Raw genomic sequence first — 19497 nt, 5'->3', positions numbered from 1 at the left:
ATTCCCTTAGCCCAAAATTTTATAAAGTAGTATTATGCTATACGCAGAGTATGTGTTAGTGAATATTTCGGTAAATATATAATAAATCTGTTAACATTTGCAAAAAAACATTCATTTTGCACAATAAATTAAAAATAACGTTCAAAATGCGACTAGCACTTGGTTTCAATAGCAATGCACTTTCGGTATCTTTGTAATAGAACTAAAGAATTGCGATGCTTATAGACGTTAAGGATGTAAATCCTAAGAAGAATATTATCATTAAGGGTGCCAAACTGCACAATCTTAAAAATATAAATGCAGTAATCCCTCGTAACAAGCTCGTTGTTATTACGGGACTTTCTGGATCTGGTAAATCTTCTCTAGCTTTTGATACCCTTTATGCAGAGGGACAGCGCAGGTATGTGGAGAGCCTCTCCTCCTATGCTCGCCAGTTCTTAGGTAGACTTGACAAACCTAAAGTAGACTATATAAAAGGGATTGCTCCAGCCATTGCCATCGAGCAAAAGGTAAATAGTACAAACCCTAGATCTACAGTAGGAACGACGACGGAGATTTATGATTATTTGAAGTTACTTTTTGCACGTATAGGTAAAACATATTCTCCTGTTTCCGGAAATGAAGTTAAAAAGGATACGGTATCAGATGTGGTTGCTTATGTTTCCGCTTTCGCGAAAAGAGAAAAACTACTCCTACTCGCTCCTATTCATTTAGAAAAAGGAAGAAAAATAGAATCTAAATTACAAGCCTTATTACAACAAGGATATTCACGTATACAAGTAAAGGGCGAAGTAAAACGTCTAGATGAAGTTGCTGAAATAGGAAGCAAACTGAAAACAAAAGATGTATTACTCGTTGTAGATAGAATTATCAATGATCCAGAAGATGAAGACTTTATAAACCGACTATCAGATGCGGTACAAACGGCATTTTTTGAAGGAAAGGGCGAACTATTTATAGAAAAGCTAGCAGATAATTCTCGTCGCCAATTTTCAAATAAGTTTGAGCTTGATGGAATTACTTTTTTAGAACCTAATGTTCACTTATTCTCCTTTAACAATCCTTACGGTGCATGCCCTACTTGCGAAGGTTATGGTGATGTAATAGGAATAGATGAAGATCTTGTAGTACCTAATACTGGACTATCAATCTACGAGAATGCTGTATTCCCTTGGCGTGGTGATAGCATGAGCCATTATCGTGACCAGCTAGTAAATCGTGCTTATAAATTTGATTTTCCTATCCATAAGCCTTGGTTTGAGTTAACTCCAGAGCAACAACAGCTTGTTTGGGACGGAAATAAAGAATTTGATGGGCTCAATAAGTTCTTTAAATTCTTAGAATCTAAGGCATATAAAATTCAGAACAGAGTAATGCTATCGCGCTATCGCGGTAAGACAAAATGTAACACTTGTAAAGGAAAGCGTCTACGCCCTGAAGCGACTTATGTAAAAATAGGTGGTAAAAATATCGTTGACTTAGTAGAGCTACCACTAGACGAAGTAGCAGCTTTCTTCAAAAGCCTAACGCTTAATGAGTATGATACTACGGTCGCAAAAAGATTACTTACAGAGATTACAAGTAGACTGAGTTTTCTTGAAAAAGTAGGGCTCAACTACCTTACGCTCAACAGAAAGTCAAATACACTCTCTGGTGGTGAGTCGCAACGTATCAATCTTGCAACTTCTTTAGGGAGCAGTCTTGTAGGTTCTATGTATATTCTTGATGAGCCAAGTATAGGTTTACACCCTAAAGACACAGAAAAGCTCATTGAGGTGCTACAATCGCTACGCGATCTAGGTAATACGGTCATCGTTGTAGAACATGACGAGGATATCATGAAAAAAGCAGATTTTATCATTGATATTGGGCCAGAAGCAGGAACCTTTGGAGGAGATGTGGTTGCTGTAGGTGATTATGATGAGATTTTAAAAAGCGATTCTTTAACAGCAGGATACCTTAACGGAACATTAGAAATTGAAGTTCCTAAGAAGCGTAGAACTACAAAATATTATGCCGAAGTTATTGGCGCTCGTGAAAACAACTTACAAAACGTAAACGTACGTTTTCCACTTGGTGTATTTACCGCTGTAACCGGTGTTTCTGGAAGTGGAAAATCTACCTTAGTTAGAAAAATATTATACCCTGCCATGCTTAAAGCAATAGGCGGCTATGGTGAAAAGGCAGGCCAATTTACAGAACTCAAAGGAAACTATGACAATATAAAAACCATAGAATTTGTAGATCAAAATCCGATTGGGAGATCTTCTAGATCAAATCCTGTGACTTACATTAAAGCTTACGATGATATTCGTAAATTATTTGAAAGTCAGAAGCTTAGCAAAATAAGAAACTATAAAGCAAAACACTTTTCTTTTAACGTAGATGGCGGAAGATGTGAGACTTGTAAAGGTGAAGGTGAAGTAACCATTGAGATGCAATTCATGGCAGATGTGCACTTAGAATGTGAAACTTGTAAGGGCAAGCGTTTTAAGAAAGAGGTACTCGAAGTACAATTCAATGATAAGAATATTGATGATATTCTCACGATGACTATTGATGATGCCGTGGCATTTTTTACAGCACATAATGAGACAAAAATAACTCGCAAACTTAAACCTCTACAAGATGTAGGTTTAGGGTATGTAACACTAGGACAAAGTTCCTCTACCCTATCTGGAGGTGAAGCGCAGCGTATAAAACTTGCAAGTTTCTTAGTAAAAGGAACCACTAAGGATAAAACACTGTTCATTTTTGATGAACCTACAACAGGCTTGCACTTTCATGATATTAAAAAACTCTTAGCTTCCTTTGAGGCACTTATTGCAAAGGGTCACTCTATTATTGTTGTAGAACACAACATGGATCTTGTAAAATGCGCTGACCATGTTATTGATATGGGGCCAGAAGGTGGAAAAAACGGAGGTATTCTAGTCGCTTCTGGAACTCCGGAAGAGGTCGCAAAAAACAAGAAGTCCTTTACTGGAAAATACTTGAAAGAAAAACTCTAGCCATTCTCAAACATATTATTCTATCGAAAGTCCTATTTTAGTACAATGGGACTTTCTTCATTTTTAAAAAGCCTTGTGCAATCTGCGAGTACTCCGGTGTTTGACCCTGCGGTATTTAACCATGAGCTTGCCTCAAAAACAAGCTGGTCTCCTAAGGCTGGTGGTGGTGCAAATTTTAAAACCAAAACACTAGAAGTCGTTTCAGATAATGAGCTTCGCTATAAAGCCTCGTCTTTCGGTAAGATTTTTGGCGGTATATTTATTTTATTTCCACTCATCTTTATTGGAATAAGTATTGCGACTATTATAAATCAAGGTTTTAACATTGAATCATTACTTTTTGCGCTGTTTCCTTTATTATTTATTGGTGTAGGGATCTTTTTTATAAAAAAATTCAACACTACTACTAGTTTTAATAAATCAACTGGTTATTTCTATAAAGGTAAAAAACAACAGGTTAAAAGTCTTACTGTCACAGAAGATGCTCATACCTTTAAACTAGAAACTATAAAGGCACTCCAAATTTTGCCAGAACGCGTTAGTGGTGATAAAAGCTCGTACACAAGCTATGAGATTAATCTTATTTTTGAAGATGGCTCGCGTTATAAAGTGGTAGATCATGGGCACCGTAAGAGTATAGAACAAGATGCTGTTGTGCTCAGTGATTTCTTAGGTATTCCTGCTTGGAATAAAATGACTGCTACTACTTATTTTTCAAAAAATACTGATACTACTGATGGCTATAATAGTCTCGAACCAGATATTGCTCATCGAGATAATACAGAAAGTAGTTATGACAGCACTTCAACAACCTATTCGAACAAAGAAGTTATAGTTGACGAACTTGATCAAGACTACGACTCATCAAAACCAAGGAAAATGTAAATAAGTATGCTTTCGCGAAAGCGTACTAAACGACAATACATCTATAATTTATGAAAAACGTACTTCTAATACTATTAATTCTTACAACACAGTTTGCAGCATCTCAAGCAGAAACAGAAATTTTTCTACTTGACATTAATAAAGCCGATAACGGAGATACGCTCACAAACAAGCGAAACATAAGTAATAATCCCGGATATGATAGTCAGCCGCAATTTTTAGCTAATGACATTATTATTTATGCAGGAGCACGTGATGGTCAAACAGAAATTATTCAATACACACGTGGCACTACAAGACAGTTTAACAAAGCTACATCTGGTGGTGAGTATTCACCACAGTTTATGAAAGGAAAACGAGGAATATCGGCCGTACGACTAGATCCTGATGGACTACAACGTCTTTACTCCTACTTACCTAGACAAGACAAAGCACCCGTGTTAATTAAAGATGCTGTGGTTGCATACTATACATGGGCAAATGAAGACTATATCGTGGGAGCCGATATTGTTGAGAGTAACTTACACCTTGTAATTCATAATGTAAAGAATCAAACATCTGATGACTTAGAAATCCCTGTTGGTAGATCATTTCACAACATACCAGATACAAATCTCATTAGTTTTATTGACAAATCTACAGATCAATGGGTCGTAAAATCTATCAACCCAGACACTAAAAAAATAAAGAGTATTACAGAACTTCCAGAAGGTATTGAAGATATTAACTGGTTACCAGATGGTACGCTACTAGCTGCAAAAGGAAATACACTGCTCAGTAAAACTAATAAATCAGCATGGAAAGTCTACCAAACATTTGAAGACGAAGAACTCCAAGATATTTCAAGATTTGCTATCTCCCCTAACGGTTCACAAATCGCCATAGTCGCTGCTAAAAAGGATAAAAAATAAACAAAGCAACAATCTCAATATTCAACTAAACCAACACACATCAATGAAGCATTTCTGGTCATTAAGCTTATTCTTAATCGTTTTCACTAGCTGCAATAACAATCCAAATCAACAAGAAAAAACATCAGATCTCATTGAGGACACCTCAGAAATACCCAACTCAAAAACAGATCACCAGTTACGCCAAGTAATAAAGGCGACCATAACACCAGAGATTGATGGGCTTGCAACAGACCCAGCTTGGAAAGACGTGCAATGGCAATCACTTGATCAAAAATGGTTAGGTGAAGACTATACAGCAGAGGACTTCTCAGGTAAATACAAGCTCACATGGACTCCAGAAGCTTTATACATCATAGCTGAGATTACAGACGATATTATTTATGATAAAGAAGATGACCCGCTTACATTGTGGTGGGATGATGATTGCCTTGAGATCTTTATAGATGCAGATAATTCTGGTGGTGGGCACCAGTTTACACATAATGCTTTTGCCTATCACGTTGCCCTAGATGGAAACGTGGTAGATGTCGCTCCTGGTCAAGTCCCTACGCTTTATAATAATCACGTGGTGTCTAAGACAATGAAAACAGGAGAAAATACAATGATTTGGGAATGTAAGATGACCGTTTATAATGATACCTACAAAGATGGTGGTGTCAATGAACCAAAAATTCTGGATGTACATCAGAAACTTGGTTTTGCGCTTGCTTATTGTGATAACGACACAAGTGCAGAACGAGAGAACTTTATAGGTTCTGTAGCTGTGCCTGGTGAAGATAAAAATAGAGGCTGGATAGACGCTGGAATCTTTGGCACCATAGAGCTAGTAGAGCAATAAAATAAGACAGTAAAAATCCCAAACATAGGTTTGGGATTTTTTTTTGCTTTCGCGAAAGCGTACTTCTAGCACATACATTGTTTTAGTATCTTTAAAACATAACAATTTATTAAACACTTTATAATGTTAAACACGCATACTTCTACCCTATTTAGAGCTACTAAAAGACTACCCATAACCTTAGGTTTTATGGTGTTTACACTACTTTTTTCTGTAGTAACAGCAAATGCACAAACCGATAAGAGAATCTACGAAATCATAGATGCAGTATCTGAAGATCGCTTGAGAGCAGATGTAAAGAAACTAGCAGATTTTGGAACGAGACACACCTTAAGCGATACCGTATCAAACACAAGAGGAATAGGAGCTGCGAGAAGATGGATAAAAAACGAATTTGAAAAGACTTCGCAAAACTGTAATAACTGTCTAGATGTATTTTATCAAAGTAACCTTATAAAAAAAGGTGATAATGACCGTATCACAAAAGATGTGATGGTTGTAAATGTACTGGCAGTTCAAAAAGGAACTAAATATCCTAATCGCTATGTAATTATGAGTGGGGATATAGACAGCCGTATATCTGATCCTAATAATTATACAGATGACGCGCCGGGAGCAAATGATAATGCGAGCGGAATGGCTGGAACGATGGAAGCTGCAAGAGTACTTTCTAAATATTCTTTTGAGAACAGTATTATCTACGTAGGTCTTTCTGGTGAAGAACAAGGACTTTATGGTGGAAAAGGACTTGCTGCCCATGCTAAAGAAAAAGGATGGGAAATCATCGGGATTATGAATAATGACATGATAGGTAACATTGAAGGTGTAGATGGTGTTATTGATAACCGTACGTTTAGAATTTTCTCTGAGCCTGTACCGCCTACAGAGACAGAGCAGCAACGCAGAGCTCGCCGTTTTTATGGTGGTGAGGTAGATGGAATCTCTCGCCAACTAGCAAGATTTATTTACAAAACTACACAAGACTACATGCCAGAAATGAACCCTATGATGGTGTACCGTTTAGATCGTTTTGGTCGTGGTGGTCACCACAGACCTTTTAATGACGCTGGTTTTGCAGGTATCCGTATCATGGAAGCTCATGAAAACTACACACAACAACATCAAGATATACGTACAGAAAATGGCATTAATTACGGAGATACATTTGAGCATGTAAATTTCCCATATAACGCAAAGCTTACCGCTGTAAATGCGATTAATCTTGCAAGTATTGCTTGGGCTCCTCCTACACCTAAAAATGTAGGCATTGGTGGTATTGTAGAGGCAAACGCAAGATTACAATGGGATGAAGTTGAAGGTGCAGTTGCTTATAAAATATACTGGAGAGATACTACCTCTCCTACTTGGGACAATGCACGATTGATTACAGATGGAACATCGGCGACATTAAAAGGTATTGTTATAGACAATTTCTTCTTTGGCGTTGCCGCTGTAGGTAAGGATGGTCATGAAAGTCCTGTTGCTTTTCCTAGCCAGATTATTAGATAATACTACATATTGATTTTAAATCATCACAACATATACCTTATGAAAAAAGTATTAATACTAAGTGCCCTTATTGCTGGTACCGCTTTCGCGAAAGCGCAAACCTCTTTTGACAAAGACATTGCCGCTGTAGAAAAAAAGGTCATAGAATGGCGCAGAGACTTTCATCAAAATCCAGAATTAGGAAATCGCGAATTCAAAACTGCCGAGAAAATAGCAAAACATCTTGAATCTTTAGGAATTGAAGTACAAACAGGAGTTGCCAAAACTGGTGTCGTAGGTTTACTTAAAGGAGATATGCCAGGTAAAGTGGTTGCGTTGAGAGCAGATATAGATGCGCTTCCCGTTACAGAACGAAATGACCTTCCTTTTAAATCTGAGGTAGTTACTTCTTTCTTAGGAACAGAAACTGGTGTGATGCATGCTTGTGGTCATGACACGCACACTGCTATTCTTATGGGTGTGGCAGAAGTGCTATCTAAAAATAAAGACAAAATCAAAGGTTCTGTAAAATTCATCTTTCAACCATCAGAAGAAGGACCACCTCCAGGTGAAGAAGGCGGTGCAAAACTTATGGTAAAAGAAGGTGTACTTGATAATCCTAAAGTGGATGCTATTTTTGGTTTACATATTAATAGTGCTACTCCTGTAAATACTATAAAATATAAACCAGGTGGAACGATGGCAGCTACAGAGCGTTTTGTAGTAAATGTAAAAGGAAAGCAATCTCATGGTAGTCAGCCTTGGTCTGGAGTTGACCCTATTTTAATTTCGGCACAGATTATCAATGGTTTCCAGAGTATAATATCTCGTGAGAGTGAATTAACAGAGGAAGCTGCAGTAATTACTGTCGGTAAAATTACATCTGGAACACGCTTTAACATCATCCCAGAAAGTGCCGAAATGATAGGTACAGTACGTACACTTGATCCAGACATGCGTGAGAAAATCATACGCCGTATGGATGAAATGGCTGCTGGTATTGCAAAGGCTTATGGCGGTGAGGCTACGATAGACTGGCAAAACATGACTGTCGTAACTTATAACGATCTTGATCTTACTGCACAAATGCTCCCTACCTTACAAAAAGTAGGTGGTACAGAAAATGTGTCGCTACAGAAAGCGGTCACTGGTGGAGAAGACTTTTCTTTCTTTCAAGAAAAAGTACCTGGATTCTATTTCTTCTTAGGAGGTATGACTGCAGGAAGCACTGAAGCTTTTCCTCATCACACACCTGATTTTGTGATTGATGAAGCTGGATTCCAGCTCGGTGTTAAGGCTTTGAGTCAGATGAGTATTGACTACTTAAACGGTAAATAAAAATTAAATCCCTATGAAGACATTTTTCAAAACATTAATACCGTTTGCAGTTGCTGCAATGGCGGCTACCAACTTACATTCACAACAGAATGATCAACCAATTTTTAAGGACGGAGAAGCGCAGATAGTTCCAGCATTTGATACGCCTTCTACTTGGATTCGCGAGGATTTATGGGTTGAAACAGAGTTTGACACTGATGGCGATGGCGAGCTAGATCGCATGCACGTAGATGTAACAAGGCCAGCACAAACCGAAAGCGGACTAAAACTGCCTGTTATTTATGAGACAAGCCCTTATTATGCTGGTGTTGCAGCAAATGATCCAAACTTGTTTTATGATGTAAAGCATGAAATAGGAGCTCAAGAAAAACCAATAGCAAACGGAGTTGTCGTACGAAGAGGAAAACGTCCTGTAATTTCAAATTCGCTCATTAAGACTTGGATTCCTAGGGGTTATATTGTGGTGCATTCTTCCTCTCCAGGAACTGGACTATCAGAAGGATCTCCTACAGTAGGTGGTGATAATGAGTCACTAGCGCCTAAGGCCGTTGTAGATTGGCTTAATGGTAGAGCAAAAGGTTATAAAGAAATTGACAGTAATGAAGAGGTAAAAGCATTCTGGTCTACGGGGAAAGTTGGAATGACAGGTACTTCTTATAATGGTACCTTACCGTTAGCCGCTGCAACTACTGGAGTTGATGGTCTTGAAGCTATCATTCCTGTAGCTCCTAATACTTCATATTATCACTACTATAGATCAAATGGTTTAGTGCGCTCCCCAGGAGGGTATCTTGGTGAGGATATCGATGTACTGTACAATTTTATTCATAGTGGAGACGAATCAAAAAGAGCATATGCCGATAGTCTTGTGAGGGATATCGAGCTTAAAAATGGTATGGATCGTGCCACAGGAGATTACAACGATTTCTGGGCAGAAAGAGATTATCTCAATGATATGAAACCAATGAAAGCCGCACTACTCATGTCACATGGTTTTAACGATTGGAACGTGATGCCTGAGCATAGCTACCGCATTTATAAGAGAGCTCAAGAAATGGGAATCCCTAGTCAGATTTTTTATCATCAGAATGGTCATGGAGGTCCACCACCTATGAAAATGATGAACAGATGGTTTACAAAATATTTACACGGAATAGATAATGGCGTTGAAAATGATCCTAAAGCGCAAATTGTAAGAGAAAACGATGCCAGAGATCAACCTACACCTTATGAAAACTATCCAAATCCACAAGCAGAGGATATAACATTATACTTAGGACAAAGTATAGATGGAGCTGGAACATTATCTATTCAAAAAGCAAAGAAATCACCTAAGGAAACACTTGTAGATGATGCTACTGTGAGCGCTAAAGATATGATGAAAGGTTCTGCATCTCAAAACAGATTATTGTACCTCACTTCTACTCTTAAGGAAGAATTACATATTTCCGGAACACCTAAAGTGACTATTAGTGTTTCTAGCAGTAAGGAAGCAGCAAACTTAAGCGTGTACTTGGTTTCATTACCTTATGAAGAAGGAAAAGGGATTAAGATTACAGATAATCTTATCACTCGTGGATGGGCAGATCCTCAAAATCATGCCTCCATCCGTAAGAGCGAGCCTCTTAAGAAAGGTGAGTTTTATGAAGTGACATTTGACTTAATGCCAGATGATCAGATTATAAGAAAAGGACAGCAAATAGGCTTGATGATTTTTTCTAGTGATAGCGAGTTTACAGTACTTCCTAATCCTGGAACAGAGCTAACTGTAGATCTATCAAAAACCAAACTTACACTACCAGTTGTAGGTGGAGAAACGGCCTTTAGCACAACGATTAATTAAAAATATCATTACCATAAATGAAGTATACAACAACCTTACTATTTTCTAGTGTGTTACTTTTTACCGCTTTCGCGAAAGCGCAATCAAATCTAGATAAAGAAATAGCAGCTGTAGAATCAAAAGTAATTGAGTGGCGTAGAGATTTTCACCAAAACCCAGAATTGGGAAACAGAGAGTTTAATACTGCCGATAAAATTGCAAAACACCTTAAATCCTTGGGCATTAAAGTGCAGACAGGAGTTGCAAAAACAGGTGTAGTAGGAATTCTTGAAGGAAAACGCAAAGGAAAAGTAGTTGCTTTACGTGCGGATATTGATGCCCTCCCAGTTAAAGAACGTGCAGATTTACCGTTTAAATCTACAGCGATGGGTGAATACCAAGGTAATCCTGTACCTGTAATGCATGCTTGTGGGCATGATACGCATATTGCCATACTTATGGGTGTTGCAGAAGTACTTGCAAAAAATAACGACTTTGCAGGAACGGTTAAATTCATTTTTCAACCAGCTGAGGAAGGCGCACCTCCGGGAGAAGAAGGTGGTGCCGAGTTGATGGTTAAAGAAAATGTTCTTAAAAGCCCTGATGTGGATGCCATCTTCGGACTTCATATAGGTTCTGGTCAAGATGTAAATACCATCGCATATAAACCAGGCGGGATTATGGCAGCTTCCCAGAGTTTTGAAATCCACGTAAAAGGAAAACAAAGTCATGGTTCTACACCGTGGACAAGTCGTGATCCTATCATGGCTGCTGTAAAAATTATAGATGGACTGCAAACCATTATTTCTAGAGAAATACCACTTACAGAAGAAGCGGCTGTATTATCGATAGGACAAATTAACGCAGGTGTGCGAAGTAATATTATCCCAGAAGAAGTACACATAGTAGGTACATTACGCACGTTAGATTATGATATGCAAGCTTTTATAAATCAGCGTATGAAGGAAATGATTCCTGCTATTGCTGCGGCGTATCGTACAGAGGCTACGCTTACTATTCCTGAGGGCTACCCTATCACCTATAATGATGTAGTACTTACGGCACAAATGCTTCCTTCACTCGAGAAAGCTGCTGGTAAGGAAAATGTCTCTGTGATAAAAGCCATTACAGGCGCCGAAGATTTTTCATTCTTTCAAAAAGAAGTTCCTGGGCTTTATTTCTTTTTAGGAGGTAAAACACCAGGAAGCAGAGAAGCTTTTCCTCACCACACTCCAGATTTTTACATTGATGAAAGCGGGATGCTGCTAGGAGTAAAAACATTTATACAACTTACGCATGACTATTTAGGGCAATAACCCCTACTCCATCATTACACTAAAGATTATATTAACGACAGTTAACCAATGTGTTAACTGTCGTTTTTTTATGTAAAAAATCAATGAAAACTATAAATTTCGTTCAATAACTATAAAAATAGTTGTGTAACTATACTTTTCGTTGTAAGTTTGAATTATCAATCATTAGATAATCAATTGTATACATGGAAAAACTAACAAATAAAGAAGAAGAAGTGATGCACGCACTATGGAAGTTAGAGCGCGCTTTTGTTAAAGAAGTGGTTGCTAGCTTACCAGAAGGCAATCATTACAATACCATATCTACCATTGTGCGTAACCTCGCAGATAAAGGGTATGTGGGTTACCAAGCGTTTGGGAAGACGCATCAATATTTTCCTGTGGTATCTCTTCAGGCTTATAGAAAAGAGTTTATGGAAACTACGAGTCAAAAGTTTTTTGGGAACTCCTATAAAAATATGGTGTCATTTTTTGCCAAAGAAGAAAAGATTTCTGCAGATGAGCTTAGGGAAATTTTAGCAATCATAGAAAAAAAGTAACTTATGGAAATCCTTATTTTAATAGCAAAAAGTATTGGAATTCTATCCTTGTTTTATGTGATATACATTTCCATCTTGCACAAAAACACGCTCTTTACAGCAAACAGGCATTTTCTCATTGCTGGTATCATTGCAGCGCTCACGCTACCCTTTTTAGAATTTACTCAAGTTACAGAAATCGTATTGCCTTCACAGCAAGTGTTTGATACTGCAAATGTAGTTCCATTATCGCAAGTTGAATATCTTCCCACGGCAACCACAACAGAGGTGCCAACAATTGATTGGTGGCAAATTGCATTGCTTATATACATTGCAGGCGTTATTGTCATGTGTATTAGATTAGGTATGCAACTATTCTCACTTAGAAATCTCATTTCTTCCGGAACTGTGGTACAAAGGAATGCATACACGTATGTTATTGTCACAAATAATATAGCACCCTTCTCCTTCTTCTCGTGTATCGTCTATAATCCCGAGCTACATACGCTAGAAGAGCTCGAAATGATTTTAGCTCACGAGCAAATTCATGCAGGACAACGCCATTCCATAGACATCCTGATTACACAAATTATATTAGCGCTTCACTGGTGCAATCCGCTGGCGTGGTTGTATAAGCAGAGTTTAGAACAGAACTTAGAATACATTGCAGATGCTCATGCTATCCAGCACATCAACAATCCGCAGCAATATCAACGCACACTGGTTAAGGTTTCATCTCCCTCATTTAAACCAGCGCTTACTAATCAATTTTATCAATCATTCATCAAAAAACGAATCGTTATGCTCAACACACCACAATCAGGTAAACACCATCTTTGGAAACTGGGATTAATCATCCCGCTCGTATCTTTCTTTCTATATTCTTTTAATGTAAAAGAAGTTGTCACTTATGTTGAAGAGGACAATACCGCTTTCGCGAAAGCGGAAACAACTAAAAATCCGACTAATAAAGGAAGAGATGTCTTTTTTATAGATCGTGAGACTACAAATGACAAGCTAGACAGAATCGAAAAGTATGTCACAGACCATTGGAAAGAAGTCGCAATCAAATTTTCAAAAAGAAGCTATACTTCTGAAAATGACTTGTCAGCTTTTACGTTGCAGGTACAATTTGACGAGGAGGAAGGTTTTGTAAATAAGCTTTCTTTTAATTCTAAAGAAATTAACCAGTGGGAAGGCTATAGCCTAATGGTTAATACTGAACAGGAGATTGTTGTAATGGAGCAAAACGATGGCACATTTATAAACATCACTCCAGATAAAACAATCATCACAGATGAGAAGGTTGCTGTAAATACAGAAAAAACAGTAGCTAAAGAAAATAATATTACAAAGGATGCACTAGGACCTAATCCCGTAATAGTTGTGAATAATAACGTTGTATTGGGACAAGAAAAAGAGAAAAGAGTCACAGGTGATAGTATCACAAGCTTACCTACTGCCCAAGCTATCAAAGCCTACGGAACTATTGCACAAGACGGTGCGCTCATTGTACACAGTAGTCCCAAGGCAGACACCACACGAGTAGTATCGCGTATAGTACAAGAAACTTATAGCTATATAATTACCAAAAATACAACGGATAATGAGATTGATGCGCTCATTAAGGTAATGAGAGAAAAGCACAAGGCTACTCTGAAGGTAAGTGGTATTAAGAGAAATAGAAATCTAGAAATAGAAAAAATTTCGGTCAATCTTAAAGATGAGAATGGGAATAATAAGAATTACACTTTAAAGAGCTCTAATCCTATCAGCGACATATATATATACCGCAATGCTGACGGTAGTACAGGCATGGGAAATGTCAATATGGAGAACAATACTGGAGATACATATGACAACAGGAGAGTTAGCTTAGAAGAACGACGCAACTCAATGATAACTAGCAGAGACAGTATGCGTAAAAATATGGAAGCTCGTAAACAAGAACTACGCGCTCGTATGGATGAACGTAGAAACCTGCAAGGCCGTGCACAAAGTGACTCTATGCGCCAGTCTATGATGGCTAGACGTGATAGCATGAAAACGCAAATGAAGGAGCGACGTGAGAATTTAAAAAGCGATAGAGAAAACTATAAAAATAGCAGACAGCAAAGAGACGTGGGCTACTTAACACTTGATGATAAAACTTACTACTTTGTGGTTAGCCCAGAAGGGTCAAAGAGTTTCTATGATCGTTGGGGAAAACAAATAAAAGAAGACACTCCACTCTATAAAAGGCTTTTAAAAAAAGGTTACTTTACAGTAGATGACAAGAGCAAAGATGAAGTAATGAATATGGTACCTAAGGATGGGATTATTAAAAGTGGCTCCTCCGATAAACCTATTATCTATATTAATGGAAAATTACTTACTTCAGGAAATTTTGATAATTTAGATCCAAATGATATTGAAAGCTTATCAGTTGTCAATGGTGAAAAAGCAATTGAACTTTATGGACAGGCAGGAAAAAACGGAGTAATACTCGTAAAAACCAAAGATTAACTACACTCACATTATTTTAAAAGTCCGCTTTCAATCAGAAAGCGGACTTTTTTTATATGGTGTTCTTTACAACTACCACTCATGAAAATTCAATTAAAATGATGGAATGAGATGAATACGCCTAAAATGAGCGATAATTTTCCTATAAAAATTCTAATCTACATGAAGATTTTTTTGTTTGAAAAGTTCGGTTATACCCTACCTCTTCTAAAACGCATCTTCTTTGTTTGCGTCTTATCATTTTTGCGTACGCTATTTATAAAATAAACACCGCTCAGCAATACACATGCTGCAATAATAGACTGAGTAGTGATATTTTCATCTAGAAAATACCAACCTAAGAATAAAGCAACAACAGGATTTATATATGCAGAGGTTGCCACTTTTTCTGTTGATACATTTTTGAGTAAGTAATTGAACGAAGTAAATGCTGCGATACCTCCAAAAATAATAAGGCATACCATGGATATCTGTGCACGCGAACTCCAATCTACCGGAGAACTCCATGTTTCTCCTATAATAAAACTCCACGTCCATAATAAAATACCAGCGCTTACCATTTGATAACCAGTTGTAATAAAGAAATTTTTAGGTAAATCTGCTTGTGCTACAAACAAGCTTCCTATACTCCAACTTAAGATACAAGTAAATATCATTATAATCCCTAAGGTTGCTCCTTGTTGCATCGCTATCTCTCTTTGAGAAACCAGTAAGTACATTCCTATTAAACCTAAGGTAACCCCTATAATCGATTTGAGTTTTAAACCCTTTTTTTGAACAATGCGCATTAGTAAAAGAATTGATAATGGCTGTAAGGCCGCAAGGAGCGCTGCAAATCCACTATCTACATACTTGAGTGACCATACAAAAACACCATTCCCATACACTAAAAAGAAAAACCCTGCTAGAATAGAATTACGCAGCTGCTTTCTTGATATTTTAAGTGATTTACCGCTTAATCCCGCTATTAGAAATATGATTAGACCTGCAGTGGTAAAACGTAAACCGGCCAACATAAATGCAGGTACTTCGCTTACTACAATTTTATTCCATAGATAAGTTGATCCCCAAAAAACATAAATAGAAAAAAAAGCGAGAATAGCTAGATAGGTTTCCTTCTTCATTGTAAGGCCGTAAATAGGTTAAAATTTATAAGTTACGAACTTAGCTATTTTATGCATGCGGAGTGTATCTTTATTTTAAAATAACAACAGCAATAGAATTTATAATTTATTCAAGTAAACTGCGCTCTTGAGTAGTATCTTTACTCTTATTTATAAACCATCTTGGACGAAATACGCACCTATATAAACCAGTTTGCTCCCGTATCTGATATAGATTGGAAACTTTTTACATCAAAGCTTGTAGAACGCACGTTCAAAAAGAAAGAAACCATTCTTGAAGCTGGTGTAACAGAAAACTATATTTCCTTTATTAAGGAAGGTTCTGTACGTTTATTTATACCAAAGGAATCATCAGATAAAGAAATCACCTTTGGCTTTTGTTTTGAAAACCAATTTGTGAGTGCATATGATTCGTTTTTAGTTCAAGAACCATCAGATCATTCTGTTCAGGCGCTTGTCGATACCGTGATTTTGAGTGTTTCTTATAAGGATTTACAAGAAATTTACGAGAAAACGGCCATTGGTAATCTTATAGGCAGACTTACTGCCGAAAGTCTTTTTATTACCAAATCAAAAAGACTACAATCACTCCTAGATCAAACTGCCGAAGAGCGTTATTTGAGCATCTTTAAAGAACGCCCTCAGTTACTTAAGGAAATTCCTCTTAAATATATCAGCTCATACATAGGCGTGACGCCACAGGCTTTAAGCCGCATTCGCAAACGTATTAGTTAATACAGGTTCATTGTCTGGCATTATTTGTGAAAGTACCTTTGTAAAAAAAAATGCTTATAATATTCTTTATAGTAATCCTCTGGTATAGCGGGTTATTTTTTCAGTCATTCTTTCTCCATAGATATGCAGCTCACCAGACATTTACAATGTCTAAAACCACAGAAAAAATCACATTTATATTAACCTGGCTTTTTCAAGGACCAAGTTACCTAAGTGCTTATGGTTATGGGATTATGCACCGCATGCATCATGCTTATACAGACACAGAAAAGGATCCTCACTCCCCTTCTTATGATGCAAACCTTTTTGCAATGATGTGGAAGACTAAGACTATTTATCAAGATATAAATAACGATCGTATTGAGGTAGACCCTAAGTTTAAGAAAAACGTACCACAGTGGAAGAGTTTTGACACTTTCGCTAGCTCGCGTCTATCACGCTTACTTTGGGTAGGTTTATATATCGCTTTCTTTGCCGTATTTGCAACAGCATGGTGGCAGTGGTTATTGTTACCTGTTGCCTTTGCGATGGCTCCTATACACGGAGTGATTATCAACTGGTTTGGTCACATTCTAGGGTATACAAATTTCAAAACTAAAGACACTTCTAAGAATTTATTCCGCTTTGACTTCTTAATGATGGGAGAAGCATATCATAACAACCACCACAAATTTGCGGCTAGGCCTAACTTTGGAGGGATACACTGGTATGAGATTGATGTTACTTATGTAATCATGAAAGTGCTTCACCGCACAGGAGTGATAAAAATGAAACCCATCACGATAGACGTGCACTCACACCATTAAAAATCGACCATTCTGTGAGCAAACGTATTCTTAAGTTCCCCCAGCTTAGGTGATATGTAACGCTCACAGAAGGGTTTATTTGGATTTTTCTTGTAATAATTTGTAATCTCTTCTCTTGAAGGATTAAAGTCTTTAAAAGGCAATACAGTAGTAATTATCTTTTCTTCGTTACTTTTTTGTAAACTATTTAATACCGCTTTCGCGAAAGCGTTATCCCGAACATTATAAACATACACTGCAGATCGATATGTATCTCGCATGCTGTGCATCTTTGTACTCTTATGCGTAAGAAGATGAATTTCGATTAAAACCTCCAACGGTATGACGTTCCTATCATAATGCACAATAACAGCCTCAGAAAAGGAAGCGTTTATACCCTCTGAAGCAATGTACCCTTGCTCTACATTTACAACACCCAGTAAGGACTGGAAGACCGCCTCTGTGCACCAGTGACAGCCGCCACCAAATCCTATTTTATGTATTTCCTTGTCTTGCAATTAATCTAGGTTCAATAATGTAGAGGTTCGTTTTAACTCACGGTTAAAATGCTCTTTTGTTATTTCCTGCTTATAGCTAGGTACAATCTCACTCAAACGTTGTTTACCCTCAGCTGTTTCCATAATCTCCGGAAATGCCTTCTCTAGTACGTCTAGCATAATTCTAGGCGCTGTAGATGCTCCTGGTGAAGCCCCGAGTAAACAAGTAATCTTCCCATCAGAACCACTTACGATTTGAGTACCAAATTCAAGTTTACCACCTTCAAACTCATCTCGTTTTATGGTTTGTACGCGCTGTCCAGCCACTTCTATACGCCAGTCTTCATTTTTTGCATCTTTTATAAAAGTGCGTAGGTCTTTCATGCGATCGTCAAAGTTCATGGTGATCTGACCTATCAAATATTTGGTGAGATCTAGATTATGCCAGAAAGCACCAAGCATAGAAGGTATATTTTTAAACGTCACACTGTCGAGCAAGTCAAAATTAGATCCTTCCTTTAAAAACTTAGGGCTAAAACCAGCAAAGGGACCAAACATTAATTGTCGCTCTCCATCTACATATCTAGTATCTAGATGCGGCATGCTCATAGGTGGTGCGCCCTCGCCTGCCTTGCTGTACACCTTTGCATAATGCTGATCTATAATTTCCTTGTTCTTACAAACAAGCCATTCTCCACTTACGGGAAAACCACCAAAACCATCTTTCTCTTCTATTTCAACGGTTTCTAGCAGCAGTAAAGCACCACCACCAGCACCTATAAAGATATGATCTGCTTCTATAGATTGCTTAGTTCCTGTTTTTAAATCTTTTGTAAATGCTGTCCAATTCCCATTTTCAAGCGGATCGAGATCTTTTACTTCTTTATGAAAATGAACAGGAGTATCAAATTCTGTTTCTAGAATCTCATATAATCGCTTTGTAAGAACGCCAAAGTTAACTTCTGTCCCTCGATCTATACGCGACCCTGCCATCACCTCATCCTCTGTGCGCCCCCTCATGATAAGCGGGAACCACTCCTTCATTTTTGATACGTTACGAGTAAACTCAATAGTATCAAACATAAAGTGATCTTTAAACGCCTCATAACGCTTCTCTAGATAATCTGCGTTCTTTTCTCCAGTCACCCAACTATGATGTGGGATAGACTTTAAAAATGCTTGAGGATCCTCTATAAGACCTTCTTCTACAAGATGCGCCCAGAACTGCTTTGTGATTTCAAACTGTTCGCATATTTTAATTGCCTTATCAATAGAAACAGAACCATCACTTTCTTCAGGGCAGTAATTGAGTTCGCAAAGAGCAGAATGACCCGTTCCTGCATTATTCCATGCCGCCGAACTCTCTTGAGCTACATCTCCTAATCGTTCTAAAATTAAGATGCTCAATTCTGGTTTTATCATTTTGGCTAGCAATGCCAGATTTGCACTCATAATTCCTCCGCCTACACAAATGAGGTCGTAATGTTGTTTTGGGATGGCTCCAGTCATAGTAATTTTTTACACTCTAAAGATATTAATAAGCTTGTTGAGTTTGAGTAAAACATCAAAAAAGAATGAGTCGGTAAAGATTGTAAATAATAACAATTACGCTTTCGCGAAAGCCTAAAAAGGCAACACAACAATCTCACAAATATCATAAATTTACACTTTTAGTCTTGTCTAAAAATTAACCTAATACAGCAATCAAAAACCTCAAAATG

Annotated in this window: 15 protein-coding genes; 12 read left to right on the top strand and 3 right to left on the bottom strand. The window is 37.6% G+C overall.

The features are described from left to right. Positions 1–215 precede the first annotated feature (215 nt). The 10 genes from uvrA (at position 216) to JM84_RS09740 (ending at position 14635) form a co-directional block, all read left to right on the top strand. Positions 216–3011, top strand: coding sequence for an excinuclease ABC subunit UvrA (uvrA, locus tag JM84_RS09785; RefSeq protein WP_144784031.1), 2796 nt, complete (start codon positions 216–218; stop codon positions 3009–3011). Positions 3012–3056: 45 nt separating this feature from the next. Beyond that, entirely contained in the window at positions 3057–3896 is an 840-nt protein-coding gene (locus JM84_RS09780; protein WP_013752174.1) for a hypothetical protein, read from the top strand. 50 nt (positions 3897–3946) lie between these two features. Then, positions 3947–4807 (top strand): hypothetical protein, encoded by an 861-nt coding sequence (locus JM84_RS09775; protein ID WP_013752175.1) that lies wholly within the window; start codon positions 3947–3949, stop codon positions 4805–4807. A gap of 43 nt (positions 4808–4850) precedes the next feature. Beyond that, a complete protein-coding gene (locus JM84_RS09770; RefSeq protein ID WP_144784029.1) occupies positions 4851–5648 on the top strand; it encodes a sugar-binding protein in 798 nt (265 codons plus the stop codon). Between the two features lie 189 nt (positions 5649–5837). Then, complete coding sequence (locus JM84_RS09765; RefSeq protein ID WP_041295943.1) at positions 5838–7157, top strand: M28 family peptidase; 1320 nt, start codon at positions 5838–5840, stop codon at positions 7155–7157. A 39-nt stretch (positions 7158–7196) separates the two neighbouring features. Continuing rightward, the gene (locus JM84_RS09760) at positions 7197–8474 is read left to right on the top strand and encodes an amidohydrolase (protein WP_013752178.1); all 1278 of its coding nucleotides are present in this window, start codon (positions 7197–7199) and stop codon (positions 8472–8474) included. 13 nt (positions 8475–8487) lie between these two features. Beyond that, positions 8488–10317 carry a Xaa-Pro dipeptidyl-peptidase gene (locus JM84_RS09755; protein WP_013752179.1) on the top strand — a complete coding sequence of 610 codons (1830 nt, stop codon included), beginning with the start codon at positions 8488–8490 and terminating at the stop codon, positions 10315–10317. A 17-nt stretch (positions 10318–10334) separates the two neighbouring features. Beyond that, entirely contained in the window at positions 10335–11612 is a 1278-nt protein-coding gene (locus JM84_RS09750; RefSeq protein ID WP_013752180.1) for an amidohydrolase, read from the top strand. 185 nt (positions 11613–11797) lie between these two features. After that, on the top strand, positions 11798–12151 hold the full coding sequence (locus tag JM84_RS09745) for a BlaI/MecI/CopY family transcriptional regulator (RefSeq protein ID WP_144784027.1): 354 nt from the start codon (positions 11798–11800) through the stop codon (positions 12149–12151). A gap of 3 nt (positions 12152–12154) precedes the next feature. After that, the gene (locus JM84_RS09740; RefSeq protein ID WP_013752182.1) at positions 12155–14635 is read left to right on the top strand and encodes a M56 family metallopeptidase; all 2481 of its coding nucleotides are present in this window, start codon (positions 12155–12157) and stop codon (positions 14633–14635) included. A 191-nt stretch (positions 14636–14826) separates the two neighbouring features. Here the strand turns inward: JM84_RS09740 and JM84_RS09735 are convergent, their stop codons facing one another. Next, positions 14827–15759, bottom strand: coding sequence for an EamA family transporter (locus tag JM84_RS09735; RefSeq protein ID WP_013752183.1), 933 nt, complete (start codon positions 15757–15759; stop codon positions 14827–14829). Positions 15760–15921: 162 nt separating this feature from the next. Between JM84_RS09735 and JM84_RS09730 the strand changes: the two genes are divergently transcribed. Both JM84_RS09730 and JM84_RS09725 read left to right on the top strand, forming a co-directional pair. Continuing rightward, positions 15922–16494 carry a Crp/Fnr family transcriptional regulator gene (locus tag JM84_RS09730; protein ID WP_013752184.1) on the top strand — a complete coding sequence of 191 codons (573 nt, stop codon included), beginning with the start codon at positions 15922–15924 and terminating at the stop codon, positions 16492–16494. Between the two features lie 50 nt (positions 16495–16544). Next, on the top strand, positions 16545–17300 hold the full coding sequence (locus JM84_RS09725; RefSeq protein WP_013752185.1) for an acyl-CoA desaturase: 756 nt from the start codon (positions 16545–16547) through the stop codon (positions 17298–17300). On the opposite strand, the gene JM84_RS09720 is transcribed toward JM84_RS09725, so the two are convergent. Both JM84_RS09720 and mqo read right to left on the bottom strand, forming a co-directional pair. After that, positions 17297–17797 carry a peptide-methionine (S)-S-oxide reductase gene (locus JM84_RS09720; protein WP_013752186.1) on the bottom strand — a complete coding sequence of 167 codons (501 nt, stop codon included), beginning with the start codon at positions 17795–17797 and terminating at the stop codon, positions 17297–17299. The genes JM84_RS09725 and JM84_RS09720 overlap by 4 nt on opposite strands. Further along, positions 17798–19285 carry a malate dehydrogenase (quinone) gene (mqo, locus tag JM84_RS09715; protein WP_144784025.1) on the bottom strand — a complete coding sequence of 496 codons (1488 nt, stop codon included), beginning with the start codon at positions 19283–19285 and terminating at the stop codon, positions 17798–17800. It lies immediately after the preceding gene. Between the last annotated feature and the right edge of the window lie 212 nt (positions 19286–19497).

Source organism: Dokdonia sp. Hel_I_63 (genome assembly GCF_007827285.1).
In the GTDB taxonomy this organism is placed as follows: Bacteria; Bacteroidota; Bacteroidia; order Flavobacteriales; family Flavobacteriaceae; genus Dokdonia.
The sequence above is the reverse complement of the archived record's forward strand: the minus strand, read 5'-3'. Positions and strand labels throughout refer to the sequence as shown.

Bases quoted from the DNA above. Each gene is read 5' to 3' on its own strand.
- JM84_RS09755 (WP_013752179.1), top strand. From the start codon at position 8,488: ATGAAGACATTTTTCAAAACATTAATACCGTTTGCAGTTGCTGCAATG.
- JM84_RS09745 (WP_144784027.1), top strand. From the start codon at position 11,798: ATGGAAAAACTAACAAATAAAGAAGAAGAAGTGATGCACGCACTATGG.
- JM84_RS09760 (WP_013752178.1), top strand. From the start codon at position 7,197: ATGAAAAAAGTATTAATACTAAGTGCCCTTATTGCTGGTACCGCTTTC.
- JM84_RS09725 (WP_013752185.1), top strand. From the start codon at position 16,545: ATGCTTATAATATTCTTTATAGTAATCCTCTGGTATAGCGGGTTATTT.
- JM84_RS09735 (WP_013752183.1), bottom strand. From the start codon at position 15,759: ATGAAGAAGGAAACCTATCTAGCTATTCTCGCTTTTTTTTCTATTTAT.
- JM84_RS09770 (WP_144784029.1), top strand. From the start codon at position 4,851: ATGAAGCATTTCTGGTCATTAAGCTTATTCTTAATCGTTTTCACTAGC.
- JM84_RS09775 (WP_013752175.1), top strand. From the start codon at position 3,947: ATGAAAAACGTACTTCTAATACTATTAATTCTTACAACACAGTTTGCA.
- JM84_RS09750 (WP_013752180.1), top strand. From the start codon at position 10,335: ATGAAGTATACAACAACCTTACTATTTTCTAGTGTGTTACTTTTTACC.
- JM84_RS09765 (WP_041295943.1), top strand. From the start codon at position 5,838: ATGGTGTTTACACTACTTTTTTCTGTAGTAACAGCAAATGCACAAACC.
- JM84_RS09740 (WP_013752182.1), top strand. From the start codon at position 12,155: ATGGAAATCCTTATTTTAATAGCAAAAAGTATTGGAATTCTATCCTTG.
- mqo (WP_144784025.1), bottom strand. From the start codon at position 19,285: ATGACTGGAGCCATCCCAAAACAACATTACGACCTCATTTGTGTAGGC.
- uvrA (WP_144784031.1), top strand. From the start codon at position 216: ATGCTTATAGACGTTAAGGATGTAAATCCTAAGAAGAATATTATCATT.
- JM84_RS09780 (WP_013752174.1), top strand. From the start codon at position 3,057: ATGGGACTTTCTTCATTTTTAAAAAGCCTTGTGCAATCTGCGAGTACT.